The sequence below is a fragment of the Microcoleus sp. MOSTC5 genome, assembly GCF_036701825.1.
In the GTDB taxonomy this organism is placed as follows: domain Bacteria; phylum Cyanobacteriota; class Cyanobacteriia; order Cyanobacteriales; family Microcoleaceae; genus Microcoleus; species Microcoleus asticus.
The window spans coordinates 132,254-150,236 of record NZ_JAUBRK010000012.1 but is presented as its reverse complement, the minus strand read 5'-3'; the positions used below and the strand labels follow the sequence as shown (position 1 = coordinate 150,236).

9 protein-coding genes are annotated in these 17,983 nt (G+C 46.1%); 5 read left to right on the top strand and 4 right to left on the bottom strand.

Translation table 11 applies throughout. The annotated features are described in order from the left end of the window. Positions 1-258: 258 nt before the first annotated feature. Complete coding sequence (locus QUA54_RS09120) at positions 259-648, top strand: hypothetical protein (protein WP_333414242.1); 390 nt, start codon at positions 259-261, stop codon at positions 646-648. A 222-nt stretch (positions 649-870) separates the two neighbouring features. Here the strand turns inward: QUA54_RS09120 and QUA54_RS09115 are convergent, their stop codons facing one another. Next, positions 871-1,053 carry a hypothetical protein gene (locus QUA54_RS09115; RefSeq protein ID WP_333414241.1) on the bottom strand — a complete coding sequence of 61 codons (183 nt, stop codon included), beginning with the start codon at positions 1,051-1,053 and terminating at the stop codon, positions 871-873. 82 nt (positions 1,054-1,135) lie between these two features. Between QUA54_RS09115 and QUA54_RS09110 the strand changes: the two genes are divergently transcribed. After that, positions 1,136-3,166 carry an SUMF1/EgtB/PvdO family nonheme iron enzyme gene (locus QUA54_RS09110; protein WP_445301541.1) on the top strand — a complete coding sequence of 677 codons (2,031 nt, stop codon included), beginning with the start codon at positions 1,136-1,138 and terminating at the stop codon, positions 3,164-3,166. 24 nt (positions 3,167-3,190) lie between these two features. On the opposite strand, the gene QUA54_RS09105 is transcribed toward QUA54_RS09110, so the two are convergent. Continuing rightward, the gene (locus QUA54_RS09105) at positions 3,191-3,751 is read right to left on the bottom strand and encodes a Uma2 family endonuclease (protein ID WP_333414239.1); all 561 of its coding nucleotides are present in this window, start codon (positions 3,749-3,751) and stop codon (positions 3,191-3,193) included. A 176-nt stretch (positions 3,752-3,927) separates the two neighbouring features. Continuing rightward, positions 3,928-5,706, bottom strand: a complete 1,779-nt coding sequence (locus tag QUA54_RS09100) for an EamA family transporter (protein ID WP_333414238.1) — start codon at positions 5,704-5,706, stop codon at positions 3,928-3,930. Between the two features lie 537 nt (positions 5,707-6,243). Here QUA54_RS09100 and QUA54_RS09095 point away from each other — a divergent pair. Together QUA54_RS09095 and QUA54_RS09090 are read left to right on the top strand one after the other, a co-directional pair. Beyond that, the gene (locus tag QUA54_RS09095; protein WP_333414237.1) at positions 6,244-9,579 is read left to right on the top strand and encodes an amino acid adenylation domain-containing protein; all 3,336 of its coding nucleotides are present in this window, start codon (positions 6,244-6,246) and stop codon (positions 9,577-9,579) included. A 429-nt stretch (positions 9,580-10,008) separates the two neighbouring features. Further along, positions 10,009-11,445, top strand: a complete 1,437-nt coding sequence (locus tag QUA54_RS09090; RefSeq protein ID WP_333414236.1) for a PepSY domain-containing protein — start codon at positions 10,009-10,011, stop codon at positions 11,443-11,445. Positions 11,446-11,591: 146 nt separating this feature from the next. Here the strand turns inward: QUA54_RS09090 and QUA54_RS09085 are convergent, their stop codons facing one another. After that, positions 11,592-12,701, bottom strand: a complete 1,110-nt coding sequence (locus tag QUA54_RS09085) for an alpha/beta hydrolase (protein ID WP_333414235.1) — start codon at positions 12,699-12,701, stop codon at positions 11,592-11,594. 295 nt (positions 12,702-12,996) lie between these two features. Between QUA54_RS09085 and QUA54_RS09080 the strand changes: the two genes are divergently transcribed. Then, positions 12,997-17,943: an amino acid adenylation domain-containing protein gene (locus tag QUA54_RS09080; RefSeq protein WP_333414234.1), complete on the top strand. Its 4,947-nt coding sequence runs from the start codon at positions 12,997-12,999 to the stop codon at positions 17,941-17,943. Positions 17,944-17,983 lie beyond the last annotated feature (40 nt).

Below are 17,983 nucleotides of genomic sequence, written 5' to 3'. Positions count from 1 at the left end.
TCGCTTCTGTGATTTATTGCGTAAGCGTTGCTTGCCGTAGGCGTCGCATCCTTCTTTAAAAACTGTCCGGAGTATTGTAGTTCAGATACTGGCTAAAATAGAAGCCAATACTAATCGAACTGCAACTCATGCTAAAAACCATCGAAGGTATTTGCATCACTTGCCAAACAATCCTATAATGGTTCATCACGATCTTGATGATTGTTTCATTCTTATAACTTAGTTAATATGCGATCGCTTGTCTTGACTATAGCTCTCATGTGTTTAGCCACCCCCGCTGTTGCCACAACCTGCGAGGAAAGCTTTCAAAAAAAGGGGGACTTTTTGAATGGTGCAGCCTTTTCTGCACGTGTTCAGGTTGAGGGGTTATCGATAGAGAGAGCATTTTCCCAATTACGACCCATTTTAGCCCGCGAGGGCATCAAGACTCTCAGCACGGATCTGAACTTAGGTGTAATGAAAGCCGAAAATCCCGCAACAGCATTTCAGCGTGCTTTGCCAATTGACGTATTTGCCTCAATGGACGGCAATCTATTAAATGTTGAGATGATCTTTACCCTTCCGAGTGGCGTGGGTGCAAGTAAAGACACGGTGAAGGGATACTTGTGTGGTGCACTAAATCAATTGTTGCCCCAAACTACAAATTAATATTTAATCATTCATTTGATGAATTTTAGTTTCCAACACTCGATCGCAATACGCAATACTTTAAAATTACCAGTAGAGCGATCGCTCTTCAATTCGGTGCGTTAGCGAAGCCCTCGAAGAGGATCGCTCTGTTAGTTTATAGTCTTATTTTTATACGGAGAGTGCGATCGCTTTTTGGTTGCGCGATCGCAGAGTTGTACTATACTGCCATCTGTAAAGAAATTACCAAAATCCCCAGACGAATATCGGCGGTAAGCGGGTTGCTAAAATCGGTCGATCGCGCTGACCTTTTTTGCCCTCAAATCGCTTTCTTGGGATGAATTGGCGTTTTAAATGCTCCCTTCTACTTTCTCCGTTGGGGCGACACAAGCGCGGGGTAATGCCCTCCCTACGGTCAATTGTCAATAATCAATTATTAATTTTTAGTATTCCATGAGGCGGCCAAAAAGATATATCATAATCTTCATCGGATCATTTCTTCCCAGATATGTTCTACTGCTCTAATCCCACGTGTTCTCATCCTTTCAATCCCGACAACTCTAAATTTTGTCAAAGTTGCGGATTGCAAGGCCTCAACCCTCTCTTCAGAAACCGCTACCGCGTGATTCGACTGTTGGGCGAAGGGGGATTTGGCAGAACTTATGAAGCGGTAGATACGGATCGCATGGACGATCCCTGCGTAATTAAGCAGTTTGTACCCCAATTTCAAGGAACCTCAGCACTTGAAAAAGCTGCAGAATTGTTTAAGCAAGAAGCGAAACGACTTTACGAACTCGGTGAACATCCCCAAATTCCTCGATTAATTGCTTATTTTGAACAAGACAAGCGACTTTATTTAGTACAAGAGTTGATTGAGGGGCAAACTTTACTGGCTGAATTAACTCAGCAGGGTGTTTTTAGCGAAGATAAAATTTGGCAGTTGCTGGCAGATATTTTGCCGATTTTGAAATTTGTGCACGATCGCCATGTCATTCACCGAGACATCAAACTTGAGAATATCATGCGGCGCCGCACCTCTGTTAGCTCCTCCCTGCCAAAGGCGGGAAATTTTCGGAATTCAGCTTTCCGAAGGGGAGGGCGGGGAGAGTTAGTTTTGATAGATTTCGGCATTTCCAAACAAGTGACGGGCTCGCTGATGAGCAAAGTAGGCACGACGGTAGGAACGCCTGGATATTCGCCGGTAGAACAAATGCGCGGTCAAGTTTTCCCCGGAAGCGATTTGTACAGTTTGGGAATAACTTGCCTGAGACTGCTAACTCAATGTTTGCCAAAAGTTGACGGTTCCGATGACCTTTATGACCCGATAAACGGCGACTGGATGTGGAGAGAACGGTTGCCAGCAGGCACAAAAGTCAGCAGCGAGCTGACAAAAATTTTAGATAAGTTAATTGAAGATTATCTCAAAAATAGATATCAATCTGCTGATGAAGTAATCAAAGCTTTAAATCTCTATTCTTTACCTCCCCAACCCCCTTTTGTCAAGGGAGGACAACTTGCTTTAAATTCTTCTGTGACAAAGGGAGGGCCACTTGCTTTAAATTCTTCTGTGACAAAGAGAGGGCTACTTGCTATCAATACTCCGCTCAATCAAAGCGAGCAAATCAATAGCAATATCTCTGTCAATAGCACGGGAAAATCCAGCACCAATCCGCCTCTCAACAAGGTTTCGCAGAGAATAGCCGCTGTTAAAAGCACTTTTGAGTTTCAGGTGGTGACAGTAGACAAGCGCGGGAAGCAAACTAATGTTAACAGCCGCCAAGCGCGTTTTTTTGAAGAACATCTTGGTAGCAGTACAGTGCTGCAAATGGTATCTGTTCCTGGCGGTACTTTCCTCATGGGTTCTCCAAAAGATCGGGGTGACAGCGACGAAAAACCGCAGCACCCAGTAACTTTAGGATCTTTCTATATTAGCAAATTTCCAGTCACTCAAGCCCAGTGGACAGCAGTTGCGGCGCTGCCGGAAATTAAAATATTTCTCAATCCCGATGCTGCCCGTTTTAAAGGTGCAAATCGACCTGTAGAAAATGTATCTTGGTACGAGGCTGTAGAGTTTTGCGATCGACTTTCTCGCAAAACTGGTAAGAATTATCGCTTGCCTAGCGAAGCCCAATGGGAATATGCTTGCCGGGGGCAAACTACGGGGCCGTTTCACTTTGGGGAAACGATTACCAGCGAGTTAGCCAATTACAACGGAAATTCTAATTACGCTGACGCGCCGAAGGGAGTTTATCGCTTTCAAACGACAGATGTTGGCAGTTTTAAACCTAATGCTTTCGGATTGTACGATTTCCACGGAAATGTTTGGGAATGGTGCGCGGATTCTTGGCACCATAATTATAACGGTGCGCCTGCTGATGGCAGCGTTTGGGAGTCTGACGGGGACTCTTCGCTGAGGTTGTTGCGGGGAGGTTCTTGGAACGATCATTCTCCGAATTGTCGCAGCGCGTGCCGCCTCAGATATCAGCCGGATTGTAAGGCTAGTATTGTGGGTTTTCGAGTGGTTCTTTCTGTTGTTTAACAAGCGGGGTCACGCCTTTTTAACTTAAGTAAAACTCAACCAGCTAAAAACTGTTTCAACAGTCAATTCTAACTCGATTCCATTAAGTATTGGCAAATCAGTGGCACCTTCGTACAGTTCCACTCTTTGCCCGGGAAATACCGCTAAAATACTTTCTTCTTCTGGAATTATTAACCACCCCAGTTCAGTGCCTTGTTGCGAACAAGCAAGTAATTTAGCAAGCACTTTTGTTTGGCTTTGTTCGGGAGAAAGAATTTCGATCGCCCAGTCTGGATAAATTTCAAAGCGGTTAGCAATTCTACCCGATGGTAGAAAGGGAATTCTTTCCCACCGGAATACTGCTACATCTGGGACGAGTGATGCACCGCCGAAAGTGCAACGCAACTCGGGAAAAGCATAAGCAATCTTGGGTGTTTCGACTATTTGGTAGATGACATTGCAAAGCTTACCCTGCAATCTGCTATGTTCACCTTGGGGGATGGGTTTTTGAATGATTTGTTTGTTGATATATTCGGAAGCTGGCTCAGTTTCTGGAAGTTTTAGGAACTCCTCTAAGTTGGGCGATATTTTAATGACTGTAGCCATAAGTCAGGTCGATTTTAGATTTTAGATTTTAGATTTTAAATTGGATAGATACAGCGTATCCCAGGTTTATTAACAGCAGTAGGGACACGGCAGTGCCGTGTCCCTACGAGGATTGAGCGATCGGCGGGTGTCATTCATCAACGTGGAATCTGCTGTATGAAGGACAAATTATTGCCTTAACTAGCCTTCTTCTGAGGAGCCACTATGCGTTCCACACTCATAGCAGCCACGCTCAACGTCACCACAGCCATGCCGAGAATTGCCACAGGCTGCAACTTTTCATTGATAATTAGAAAACCGAAGAGTGCGGTCATCGCCGGCCCCAAAGTGCCAATTACTGACGCTAAGGCTGCCCCCGCGAACCGGATGGCAAAATTATTCAAAAGATAGCTAAACAGCGTCAGCACCCCTAAAACAACACCTCCTAAAATCAAACCAGGCCAAACATTTTGGTCGATTTTAGGAGATAAATTTTCCGACAGTGGCACCCACAAACTCAGGGACGAAAATACAAAAATCGCGGCGAAATTAACTAAACTAAAAGGAATGGGGTGCAGCTTGCCCGCGGCCATTTGCGTCAGCAATACGTAACCTGCAAAGGTAATCCCAGAAGCCAGTGCTGCAGCGACTCCCACTCCAACATTGCCGCCGCCCGGAGCTGGGGCCGCAAAACTCGGCCACCCAGCTAAAATCAGACCTGCGGTAATCCCGAATATCGCAAAAAAGCCAACTGTGGTGGGGCGAGAACCAAACAAGATCCAAGAACCCAGTACGGTGACGATCGGGTAAATAAAGAAAATCGTAATCGCAATCCCCGCTGGAATATTGCCGATCGCCAAATAAATCAAAACCTGAGACAAAAACAGAAAAAATGCGCTTCCTAAAACCTTGCTCCACAAAGCTCGATCGCCCGACTGGAACAACCGTCTAATATCTTTCCACACAGAAGGATACAAAAATGTCGCCAATATCGGCATCAAAGCCATCACTACGATCAGCCGCATCAACAAAATCAACAAAGAATTTCCAAAACCTGGAGTCACCACCCCCGGAAATTCAAACAAGCCAAAAACCATCCGAGGATTTTTGCCTTTAATCAGAATTCTCAAACACACATTAAATAGTGACAATACCACCGCCGAAGACAAAGCCAGCACCAAACCTGTCTGTACTTGAGAAGCTGCTTTAGCGGTTGCTGGAGAGGGCACTGAAGAGGGTTCCGGCACCGGCTCCCGCGGCGTTTCCACAGGTGTTGGCTGCACTAATGGCGGGCGGACAGAATTAACAGAATTAGTTGATTCCTCGGGATAGGAATCTTGAGCATCGAAAGGATTCTCAAGATATTCTTCTTCTGCTTCGAGTTCTTCTCTGATGCGGTTTACGAGATTTTGTAACAGCTCTTCCCCTTGCATTTCCAGGGTTTTCATGTTGTTGAGCCGCACGGAAAGCTCACTTTCGTAACTGGTTAAATCTTGTTCCAGCATCTGGAAACTGCGATCGATCCTTTCATCCAGCGCCGCCAGCAACTCCGAGGCCCGTTCGTCGTAGTTGCTCGGCGGCAGGGGTATCGGGAACTCCCCGCTGGGGATCGGGCTGCTGAGAGAATGTCCCGAGTTAGCGCTGAGTTCGTTGAACCGCTGCACCAACAAATCTTGCAAATTGTGAGCCAAAACTTGAGCCAACTGCTTCAGCCACAATTGCTGCTGCTGAATGTATCGCCCAGACAGAGATTCCATTTGCTGAGACTGCAATTTGCGATATTGCTCCCGGAGGTCTTCAATATCTTCAATCAGGTGATTTTTTTCAGTTTGCAGCCGAGTAATGTCTTGATTTAACTGGCCTTTGACATTTTCATGCAAAGCGTCCAGTTCTTGCATTACTGAGTGGAGGACTTCTTCTGCTGATTGTGCATCCTCTGGCTCGCCCTTTGACGAGTATACGTTCCGCTGCGCCATTAGCCCATAACCTCTAATTTAAACTGCACGTTCAGTGTTCTTAAGTATTTTGCCAAATCAGGTCGCAAGTTATAGTGAGTTGATCTAAGAGATTGCGAACACTGTTTAATCAATAGTAGTCGCTAAACTAGAAATGTGAGAAAATTGCGTGAAGCAAAGCTATCCCGCTCTTAATCGCCTCAAGAACACTTTGTGCAATTAAAAATCATACTACAGCTTGACCTCTCCACGGATTGATCCCGGAAATTCTCGCATCTAACTCACCCGATTGCACCCGAATCACAAGCCTAAGAGCCCGTTCCGCTACTAAATTTGATTGGGGGGTGGCACTCCTAGCCCCTCAACGGATAACTTGATGCTGCGGCCAAAAATCCGGTTTCTTTTGCCCGCCTTTCTCTCGCACTCCCGCACCCAGATTTATTATATTAAAGGTTCCGATCTTTTGCTCGCGAAAGTTTTAAGAGGCGATCGCACCCTCAAAAAGCCACCCCGCGCCATCAAAAAATTAACACACCTCATCCCCCAAGAGCAATAGATATGGCATCAGAAATTTATGACAATTCCTTTACAAACGATCGACAAAAACTGAATATTTCCTCAGAAGCCGAAGTCTTTGTCTTTCCGGCATCATTTGCCCAGCAGCGGTTGTGGTTTCTCGACCAATTCGCACCGGAAAACCCTTTCTATAATGTAGTAACAGCACTGCGCTTAACTGGTTCCCTCAACTTAACAGCTTTAGAGCAAACATTCAACGAAATAGTGCAGCGCCACGAAACTTTGCGAACGACTTTTGCAGCGGTATCAGGTCAACCAGTGCAGATAATCTCTCCCGCTTTCAAGACTAATTTAAAAGTATTAGACTTGCAAAATTTGCCACCTGAACAACGGGAAATAGAAGCAAATAAACTCTCGGCAGCAGAATCTCTTCGCCCTTTCAATTTATCCACCGGGCCGCTGATGCGAGTAACCATCCTGCGGCTGACAGAGACCGAGCATATTCTCTTGCTAAATATGCACCACATAGCCTCCGATGATTGGTCGATCGGCGTGCTAATTCGAGAAGTGGAGGTTATCTATACAGCTTTGATCGATCGACAGCCATCTCCCCTGCCAGAATTATCACTTCAATATGCCGACTTTGCCGAGTGGCAGCGCGAATGGCTGCAAGGTGAAGTATTAGAAACTCAGCTAACTTATTGGCGGCAGCAATTGCACGGAATTTCTGTGTTAAATTTGCCGACGGATCGCCCTGCACCAGCTAGGCAAAATTATCGGGGAAAAACTCAATATTTAGAACTGCCTAAAAAGCTGAAGGACGCACTTTTAGCGCTCTCGCAGCGAGAAGGAGCGACTTTGTTTATGACAGTGTTCGCAGCATTTCAAACTTTGCTTTACCGCTACTCGCAGCAAGAAGATATTGTTGTAGGTTCGCCGATCGCCAATCGCAACCGCAGCGAAATAGAAGCATTAATCGGTTTTTTTGTCAATACTTTAGTGCTGCGAACAGACTGCTCGGGAAACCCGACATTTCGAGATTTTTTGGGCCGGGTGCGGGAAGTAACCCTGGGAGCTTACGCTCACCAAGATTTGCCTTTTGAGAAGCTAGTCGAGGAATTGCACCCAGAGCGATCGCTGAATCGCCACCCGCTGTTTCAGGTGGTATTTGGGCTGCAAAATGCGCCGCTGGACGAGCTAGAATTGCCAGAATTAAAGTTGAGTTCTTTCCCTTTGGAGACTCAAACAACGCGCTTTGATTTAGAGCTGTATTTGTGGGAAGCTTCCGATAATTTTAGGAGCAGATACGGCGAACATTGGGAAGATTCGGAAGGCCTCAGAGGCTTAGCTGTGTACAATACAGATTTATTTGATGAAGTTACGATCGCCCGAATGCTGAGGCATTTTAAAACGCTGCTGGAAAGCATTGTGGCTAATCCCGAACAAAGAATCGCTAACTTACCTTTATTGAGCGAGGATGAAGTGAATCAATTATTCAGAGAATGGAACGATACTCGGACAGATTATCCTCAAAATAAGTGCATTCATCAGTTATTTGAAGAGCGGGCCCAGCAGCATCTGGAGGATGTCGCCCTAACTTTCGACAGCCAGCACCTCACTTACAGAGAACTCAACAGTCGCAGCAACCAACTGGCGCGCTACCTACAAAAACTGGGCGTGGGGGCGGAGGTTTTAGTGGGGCTTTGTGCAGAACGATCGATCGACCTAATTGTCGGGATGTTGGCTGTACTGAAAGCGGGAGGAGCCTACCTACCGTTAGATCCGAGCTATCCGCGCGATCGGCTAAACTTGATGCTGGAAGATGCTCAAGTTAAAGTCTTGCTAATTCAGGATAAATTGATTGAGAATTTCCGAGACTTCTCAAACTCGGTGATTTACTTCGATCGCGATTGGGAACACATCGCCAAAGAAAGCGCCGAAAATCCCGCCAACACCGCAACAGCAGACAACCTAGCTTACGTTATTTACACATCTGGATCTACAGGAAAACCCAAGGGAGTTGCTGTCACCCACAAAGCAGTAAATCGGCTGGTACTCAACACCAACTATATAAAAATAGAACCTACCGATAAAATTGCCCAAGCATCAAACGCTTCATTCGATGCAGCCACATTCGAGATTTGGGGAGCCTTGCTTAACGGCGCTCAACTCGTGGGAATTAGCACAAATATTACCCTTTCGCCTCACGATTTAGCCTTAGAACTGCGCCAAGAAGGCATCACCGTCTTGTTTTTAACAACTGCCTTATTTCAACAAATTGCCAGAGTTTTACCGCAAGCTTTTGATTCGCTGCGCTGCTTGCTGTTTGGCGGAGAAGCGGTCGATATGAGATGGGTTAAAAAACTTCTCAAACAACAGCCAACCACTAAATTAATTCACGTTTACGGGCCTACAGAAAATACCACATTTTCGGCTTATTATTGCGTGCAAGACGTACCCGAAACCGCAACATCTATCCCCATCGGCCGCCCGATCGCCAACACGCAAATTTATCTCCTCGATGCGGATTTGCAGCCGGTGGCGATCGGTGTTATAGGTCAATTGTACGTCGGCGGTGACGGATTGGCGAAAGGCTACCTCAACCAGCCTGATTTAACTGCTGCTGCATTCATTCCTAATCCTTTTAGCAATAAATCTGGTTCTAGCCTTTATAAAACAGGTGATTTAGGCCGCTATTGGGTTGACGGCAACATCGAGTTTTTAGGCCGCGTTGACGACCAAGTAAAAATTCGCGGCTACCGCATCGAATTGGGAGAAATTGAAGCGGCATTGTGCCAGCATCCACAAGTGCGCGAAGCAGTAGTAATTGTGAGGGAAGACATCCCCGACGATAAACATTTGGTAGCTTATGTTATTCCTGACGGCCTTAATGAAAAATCCGAAACTCAAAATCTCAAGTCAAGTGACCTGCGCCAATTTTTGAAAGAAAAGTTACCAGGATATATGGTTCCTGCAACTTATGCAGTGTTGGAGAATATGCCACTGACGCCTAATGGCAAAGTAGACCGCCGCGCCTTGCCCGATCTAGATACAGACAGCGAGGATATAACAGAAAATTATGTAGCGCCTCGGACTGATCTCGAAAAGGCGATCGGGAAAATTTGGGCTAAAGTTTTGGGAAAACAGCAGGTTAGTATCTACGATAATTTCTTTGAACTAGGCGGGCATTCCCTGCTAGCAACTCAGTTGATTTCTCGCATCCGAGACGCTTTGCAAGTCGAGTTATCGGTCAGCAATTTGTTTGAGGCTCCGACTGTGGCGAGTCTGGCAAAATACATTGAGACAATGCGCTGGGCTGCGAAAGGTTTGGATACTCTTAGAACCGACAAAAATGAGCGAGAAGATGTGCAATTTTAAGGGCTTACATAATTGCGGGATGATTTTGATTGTTTTGTGAAATGACCGTCCAAAAGTGGGGATCATCTCACTTTTGCAGGCAAGCTAGAAATCTAAGTTTTGAGGCAGGAGGCAGGAGGAAAGAGGAAGAAGGAAGGAGCCAAAAGAAGTTTTTTTACAAATATGAGATGCTCTCGGATGACAACCCTCATCAAACCCTGATGGAGTAAAGATTGAGCATCGCTTATGCTAAAAAAAGATAGGCAGCCTTAACTGAACGGTATTGCAATATACTGGTCTTTAGTTACTTTCCCTGTTGAATAAATCTTCATCAGGATTACTGACGGCTAAAAACTTCAGAAGCAGCAACTCTGTTTAACAGCCTGTCTTTTGACATTTTTCATACTTGTGTAGCATAATGGTTTTTTCTCGATATTTTGGCAAACGACAATGAGTAAATTGAACAGCGTTTTGAACCCTTCACTGGTTGCTGAACCTCCCAGTAATCGTTTTTATCGCACCGTTTGGCGATGGCACTTCTATGCAGGCTTGTTTGTTATTCCTTTCATGCTAATTTTGTCAATCACAGGCATCATTTACCTGTTTAAACCGCAATTAGATGCTGCGATGTATCACCAGAATATGTTTGTGCAGCCTGCGGATGTGGTGATGCCTTATACTCAACAGGTGGCAGTTGTTCAACGAACTTATCCTGATGCCAAAGTAACAAAATTTACGCCGAGCGTTGCGTCTAATCGTAGTGCTGAAGTGACGATCGCGACTAAAGATCAAAGAACACTAGCCGTTTTCGTGAATCCTTATACGGCTAAGATTTTAGGCGATCGCGATGAAAATAATAATCTCCAAGCGATCGCACGCAAGATTCACGGCGAACTGATGATCGGAAAATTGGGAGATTATTTAGTAGAGCTTGCTTCTTGTTGGGGGCTTGTGCTGCTGATTACGGGATTGTATCTGTGGTTGCCTCGCGGCAAAGTAAATTTTTTAGGAACATTAATTCCGCGTCTGTGGAGTCAGAATAAGCGGGTATTTTGGCGGGACTTACACGCCGTTTCGGGATTTTATGGCGTATTGCTAATTGGCTTTCTCATCATTAGTGGACTACCCTGGACAGGTTTTTGGGGACATACCTTCGCTCGTTTGTCGAGTCACTATCCTGCACAAATGTGGGATAACGTGCCTCAATCGACAACACTCACAGGCTCACTCAATCAACAGGGCAATCTAATTGTGCCTTGGGCAGTAGAGCAATTACCAATTCCCAAATCTAGTAAGCCTGGAGAGGAGCATCATTCAGGACACAACGAAATTATCAGGGAAACTCCTGCGGATACGTCCGTAAATCTAGATTCTGTTGTAACTTTAGCCCAAGCAAAAGGCGCACCCCCTGGATTTAGTGTTAGTTTTCCAGAATCCCAAACTGGTGTATACACGGTTTCGGTATTTCCCAATAATCCGGCGCAAGAAGTCACTCTGCACATCGATCGATACAGTGGCAAAGTGTTAGCAGATGTGCGGTGGAAGGATTACGGGTTAATACCCAAAGCCGTAGAAATGGGAACTTCCATTCACATGGGCAAATATTTTGGATTGAGCAATCAACTGCTGATGTTGTTTGCAGCGTTAATTGTGATTGTGCTTTCAGTCAGTGGTGGGGTGATGTGGTGGCAGCGTCGTCCAAAAGGGACGGGTTGGCTCGGTGCGCCAGCTATGCCCACCCATGTTCAGGGATGGAAAGTGCCACTCGCAATCGTTGCTGTTTCAGGGATTGCCTTCCCGCTTGTAGGACTTTCACTCGTCACCGTTCTGCTGTTGGATTATTTCGTTTTGGCTCGTATTCCTGCCGTCAAGCGCATTTTCAGTTAAAGGTGGGAGGGTGACAAAGAGGTCTAGGAACTAGACCGAATCAGTGCGTAGGTTGGGCGCCGAGGGAACGAACCCTCCGCCCAACATTTTCGCTACAATTTTCCTTAACCTAAGCGTATTGAAATATGGTGCGCCTAGTACGCCGATTACACTATTTCAGTGCAGAATGCCCTGACAGCTTCTGCAAACTGCTGGTTATGTTCCATTAATGCCATGTGTCCTCCTCGCTTGATAGTAACTAGCTCTGCTTGAGGTAATTCTGCTTTCATTCGCAGGCTAGCTGGGGGGGTAGTGGCAATATCTGAATCACCGCATATCACCAATACTGGAATGTCAATTGATGGCAAAGTTTTTGTTTCCTCAAATTTGAGCATTCCCAGTGTCCCGCGAGCGAGAACGCCGGGAGAACCCAAGGCTGATAATAAAGCTGAAAACTCTAATTGACCGCGCGTTTCAGTGCCTTTAAATCCCGATAATTCTACACTGATGTGCAGTGAACCATTGAGATAGCTCAGCCAAGTCATTCCCCACATAATTGGTTCAAGAGCTGCGGTGAGATAGAGGATAGGTTGGAGCAGCGGCTTCTGCAAAGCGCGTAATAAACCGCTAAAAATAGCGGTTTTGACGGGATTAGTATAAGTCGTATCTACCAGAATTAAACCAGCTACTCGACTACCCAGAAGTTCTGGGAAAAGCCGACTGAATGTTAGAGAAATCATGCCGCCCATGCTGTGTCCGAGTAGGATAACAGGTTTATTTCCTGCTATGGCAATGACGGCTTCGAGATCGCGGGCAAATTTTTCTAGGGAGTAGTCGCTGTTTTTTGGTCGAGTGGATTTTCCCAAACCTGGAAGATCCCACACAATCACTCGGAAGCGATCGGTTAGTTGCCGTTTCGCGTAATACCAAACCATACTGTTCGGCCCCCAACCGTGCGAGAGAATAATCGGCTGTCCGTCCTCTGGGCCGTAGAATTCTACTTGTAAAATAGTGCCATCAGGCCTCTCTACCCGCTGAACCGTACCCGTCCGCGTAGGCTTGGGTTCGTCAGCACCGGGGCGGCGGAACAGCGGCAAACTGATAAAGCGGCCGCCAACAGACCAAAGAAGCATCAACACTCCGCTGACTAAGTAGGAAATCCCTACAAGTGCGCCGATGTACCATTCATAGACAATGTATATACCTCCGCCAAGTACCCCGACGGACAGCAGTCCTACCAGCCATAGGAACAGGAAATTGAAGGGCATGAACGGCATAAGCTGAAACCTTGGGTAGGATTTTGGTTGCGGATTCAAACAGAATCATACTCAGGTTAGGCCACACTAAGCAAGCGGTAAGTTAAGCTCTTAATTTGTGCGCTGGTGGAATTTCTTTTATTGATGTGCCCAAGTAATGACCGAAAGCATCCAGGATACAAGCCCCCGGATTCATCCGTCCAGAAATAAAAAACCTGTATCCGATAAAGGAGCCCCCGAATTTATCTGTGGGGTCAATGCTTCAATCTAAAATCTAAAATCTAAAATCTAAAATCGATTGACAGGATGACTCAAAATGCCGGAGCCAAAAATATCGAGTTCATCGCCAAATGCCAGAGATTCTGTCAGGGTGGAGTTAGTTGAGTTTTTATCTTACCTTCGCAGTCTAGATATTAATATTTTTGTTGAGGGCGAGATCCTGCGCTGCAACGCTCCCGAAGGAATTATTACACCCGAACTGCGCGCCAAAATTTCTCAGAAAAAAGCCGAAATTATTTTATTTTTAAAAGCAGCTAATCGTACTTCTAGTTTCACTCCTACACCGATTGTTCCGATGGGGCGGGAAGGAAATCTACCGCTTTCCTTTGCACAGCAGCGCTTGTGGTTTCTCGACCAATTAGTCCCGAACAATCCTTTTTATAATGTTCCCGCAGCATTGCGTTTGACAGGTTCGCTCAATTTTTCGGCGCTGCAACAAACCTTCAATGAAATTGTGCGCCGCCACGAAGCTTTACGCACGACTTTAGCAGTAGTTTCGGGCCAACCTGTTCAGAGAATAGGTGCTGCTTTCCATCTCCCGATTAATGTAGTGGACTTGCGAAACTTGCCAAAGGAATCTCGACAAACTGAAGCAAACAGGCTCACCGCTGAGGAAGCTCAACGCTCTTTCAATTTGTCCAATGACTTGTTGCTGCGAGTCACATTATTGCAGTTAGATGATGCCGAATATTTACTAATGCTGAATATGCACCACATTGTCTCCGATGGTTGGTCTATCGGAGTGCTAATTCAGGAATTAGGCGCGCTTTACACGGCATTTGCTAGCGAAAAACCTTCGCCTTTACCGGCTTTGTCGATCCAGTACGCTGATTTTGCAAAATGGCAGCGCGAATTGCTGCAAGGGGAAGTTTTAGAAACGCAGCTTGCTTACTGGCGACAGCAGTTAAACGGCATTTCTATGCTAAATTTGCCGGCGGATAGACCCAGACCAGCAATTCAAAGTTACCGAGGCAAAAGGCAATTTTTGCAACTGTCAAAACAACTGAGCGAGGCTTTAGAAACGTTGAGCCAGCGCGAAGGAGTGACGCTGTTTATGACAATGCTGGCAGCTTTTAAAACGTTGCTTTACCATTACGCGCAGCAAGAAGATATTGTTGTAGGTTCGCCGATCGCCAATCGCAACCGCAGTGAAATTGAAGCATTAATCGGGTTTTTTGTCAACAGTTTGGTGTTGCGTACAGATTTGTCGGGAAATCCAACTTTTCGGGAACTTTTAAACCGAGTCAAAGAGGTAGCATTAGGAGCTTACGCTCACCAAGATTTGCCGTTCGAGAAGTTAGTAGAAGAACTGCACCCCGATCGCGCGTTGAACCAAAATCCTTTATTTCAGGTGGCGTTTGCTCTGCAAAACGCGCCGGGGAATCGGTTAGAATTGCCAGAATTAACACTCAGCCCGCAGCAGTTAGATGTGGGTACAGCGCGGTTTGATTTGGAGTTTCATTTGTGGGAGCGATCGCCCAACAGCTCGGGAAGCAACCAATCGCCCAGCAATAAGCTGTGGGTTGATAGCTCGGAGGGCATCAGCGGCATGGTTATTTACAGCGCCGATTTATTTGATGAAGCTACGATTACCCGCCTGCTCGGGCATTTTCAAGCCTTGTTAGAAAGCATTGTGAAAAATCCCGAACAGCGAATTGCCAACTTGCAATATTTGAGCGCCAAAGAGCGCTATCATTTGTTAGTTGAATGCAACAATACTCAGGCGGATAATCCGCAAGACTTGTGCATCCATCAGCTATTTGAAATGCAGGCCGATCGGACACCGGATGCGGTGGCGCTGGTATTTGGAGATGAGCGAGTCACCTATCGAGAGCTAAATCTCCGCAGCAACCAACTAGCACGTTATTTGCAAAAAATGGGGGTTGGGGCGGAAGTTTTAGTCGGGCTTTGCTGCGGGCGATCGCTCGATCTGATCGTGGGGATGTTGGGTATCCTGAAAGCGGGAGGAGCTTACTTAATTTTAGATCCGAGCTATCCTGCTGAGCGATCGAGCTTTATGGTAAAAGATGCTCAAGTGTCAGTATTGCTTACCCGCCAGGGAATAAATTCCCTGTCTAATAGCGAAAGTCGTCTAAAGACGACTGAAGGAGGACAAGTTTCCAGTCGGCTTCAGCCGACTTCAGCTATGAGCCAGGGAATTTATTCCCTGGTGGATGATGGCGAAGTGCAAAATTTAGAAACACAGTCAAATGATAAAATTCACCATCCAAGGGTTGTTTTTCTAGACACAGACTGGGAGATGATTTCCCAAGAAATCGCCGACAATCCCACCAGCGCAGCCACAGCCGAAAATCTGGTTTACGCGATTTACACCTCCGGCTCCACGGGAAAGCCGAAAGGAGTGGAAATTGAGCACGGGAGCTTGTTAAATCTCGTTTTTTGGCATCAAAGAGAGTTTGGGGTGTCAGCGGGCGATCGAGCAACGCAAATTGCTGCGATCGGCTTTGATGCTTGCGGGTGGGAAATTTGGCCTTATCTCGCCGCGGGAGCTAGCATCTACTTTCCAGAAGATGACATCAGGCGAGATCCTGAAAAACTGCAAAACTGGTTAGTATCAAACGCGATCACCATTAGCTTTTTGCCAACACCTTTAGCCGAGAAAGTTTTGCTATTAGATTGGCCTCCAACAACAGCGTTGCGAATCTTGCTCACAGGCGGCGAAAAACTGCAACAACATCCTTTAAAATCCCATCCATTTAAGCTAGTAAATAATTACGGCCCAACCGAAAACACCGTCGTCACAACTTCCGGTTATATTCCTGTAACAGAGCAAACAGACATCGCCCCGACAATTGGCCGCCCCATTGCTAACACTCAAATCTACATATTAGACAAATATTTGCAGCCAGTGGCGATCGGCGTTGTTGGCGAATTGTACATCGGCGGAAACGGACTCGCTCGCGGCTACCTCAACCGCCCAGATTTAACCGCAGAACGATTTATTGTCAATCCTTTTAAACCAAATTCAGGAGAGCGCATTTACAAAACCGGCGACTTAGTGCGCTACAGAGCCGATCGCAACCTGGAATTTTTAGGACGCATTGACGAACAAGTAAAAATTCGCGGTTTCCGCATCGAATTAGGAGAAATCGAGACACTATTAACTCAACATCCGGCGGTGCAGCAAACTGTAGCAATAGCTTCGGAAGATGGACAGGGAGATAAACGTTTAGTAGCTTATATTGCCCTGAATGCAGAATATAGCGTTGCCCGCGAAAAAAACCAAATAATGCAATTGCAGGACGAACAGGTTTTGCAGTGGCAAATGCTCTACAATGAAACTTACAATCAACCTGCTGTTGACTCAGATCCAACATTTAATATTGTCGGCTGGAATAGCAGTTATACTAATCAGCCAATCCCAGCAGAACAGATGCGCGACTGGGCGAACAATCAAGCCGCCGAAATTTTAGCTTTGCAGCCGAGCCGAGTGTTAGAAATTGGCTGCGGCACAGGTTTGTTGCTGTTCCAGATTGCGCCTCGCTGCACTCAATATTGCGGAACAGACTTTTCACCTATTTCGCTCAAGTATATTCAGCAGCACTTGGCAAATCAAGAGTTAGCTAATGTAACGCTGCTTCAGAAAATGGCGACAGACTTTGAAGGAGTAGAGACAGCAGCTTTTGACGCAGTAATTCTCAACTCTGTCGTGCAATATTTCCCGAATATCGACTATCTCGTGCAGGTGCTAGAAGGTGCAGTGAAAGCAACTGCTCCCGGCGGCTTTATATTCATCGGAGATGTCCGCAGCTTGCCGTTGCTGGAAGCTTTTCACGCTTCGGTACAACTGTATCAAGCCGAACCTTCTCTCTCTGGCGAACAGTTGCAGCAGCGAGTACAAATGCAAATTTTTCAAGAAACAGAGTTAGTTATTGAACCAGATTTTTTTAGCGCATTAAAGCACCGCTTTCCGCAGATTGGTGGCGTAGAGATTCAATTAATTCGCGGTAGTTATTACAATGAGTTAACTAATTTTCGGTACAATGCTATTTTGCATATGGCGTCGGAAACAGCACGCCCAAAATCATCGCCACAAGGGGAGTGGGGCGCAGAAAAACGGCTGGATTGGTCGGCTGAAAATCAGAATCTGACTGTTACCAAGGTGCAACAAATATTATTGGGAAATCAACTCGATGTTTTAAGAATTGCTAATGTGCCTAATGCGCGGGTAATGGCAGCAGTTAAGGCGGCAGAATTGCTGTCTGTTGTCGATAAATTTCCCACAGCAGGTCAGTTGCAGAAAGCCGTGGAAAAAGTCGAGGATTTAGGAGTAGATCCAGAAGCGTGGTATGCTTTGGAAGTTCCGTATAATGTTAATATTAGTTGGTTTAATTCCGACAGTCAAGGGCGCTACGATGTAGTGTTTGCACGGGGCGAAACCAGAGATTTTGTGCGAGAAACCAGAAGCGATAACTTGCGTCCTTGGCGCTCTTATGCTAACAATCCCTTACAAGCTAAAGCAGCGCGTAAATTAGTGCCACAGTTGCAGGCTTATCTAGCAGAAAAACTGCCGGAATATATGGTTCCGTCGGCTTTTGTGGTGCTGGAGTCGCTACCTGTGACGGCTAACGGAAAGGTCGATCGCCTCGCTTTGCCTGCACCGGAGCCGATTAAGTTAGAATGGGCTGGCGGTTATGTTGCGCCTCAGACTTCTATTGAGGAAGTTTTAGTGAAAATTTGGGTTGAGGTTTTGGGGATAAAGCGAGTGGGTATCCGGGACAATTTCTTTGAATTGGGAGGCCATTCGCTGCTGGCGACTCAGCTTGTTTCTAGAGTGCGAGATGCTTTCGGGGTAGAGTTGCCTTTGCGCCGGGTTTTTGAAGCGCCGACAATTGCAGAATTATCTAAGATTGTGGAAAGTTTAAAAGATAAGAATGCTAAAAGTGATGCTCCGGCTTTAGTGCCGATTTCGCGCGATAGTCGGCGGCGGAAGCTATCATCTTTTAATGGACCTATTGCATAATTTTTTGATTGATAGAGCAACCGCAGATGAAGGGCAGATT

What these genes read in the sequence shown, in the direction of transcription:
- QUA54_RS09090 (WP_333414236.1), top strand. Translation starts at nt 10,009, where the DNA reads ATGAGTAAATTGAACAGCGTTTTGAACCCTTCACTGGTTGCTGAACCT.
- QUA54_RS09110 (WP_445301541.1), top strand. Translation starts at nt 1,136, where the DNA reads ATGTTCTACTGCTCTAATCCCACGTGTTCTCATCCTTTCAATCCCGAC.
- QUA54_RS09120 (WP_333414242.1), top strand. Translation starts at nt 259, where the DNA reads ATGTGTTTAGCCACCCCCGCTGTTGCCACAACCTGCGAGGAAAGCTTT.
- QUA54_RS09085 (WP_333414235.1), bottom strand. Translation starts at nt 12,701, where the DNA reads ATGCCGTTCATGCCCTTCAATTTCCTGTTCCTATGGCTGGTAGGACTG.
- QUA54_RS09080 (WP_333414234.1), top strand. Translation starts at nt 12,997, where the DNA reads ATGCCGGAGCCAAAAATATCGAGTTCATCGCCAAATGCCAGAGATTCT.
- QUA54_RS09100 (WP_333414238.1), bottom strand. Translation starts at nt 5,706, where the DNA reads ATGGCGCAGCGGAACGTATACTCGTCAAAGGGCGAGCCAGAGGATGCA.
- QUA54_RS09105 (WP_333414239.1), bottom strand. Translation starts at nt 3,751, where the DNA reads ATGGCTACAGTCATTAAAATATCGCCCAACTTAGAGGAGTTCCTAAAA.
- QUA54_RS09095 (WP_333414237.1), top strand. Translation starts at nt 6,244, where the DNA reads ATGGCATCAGAAATTTATGACAATTCCTTTACAAACGATCGACAAAAA.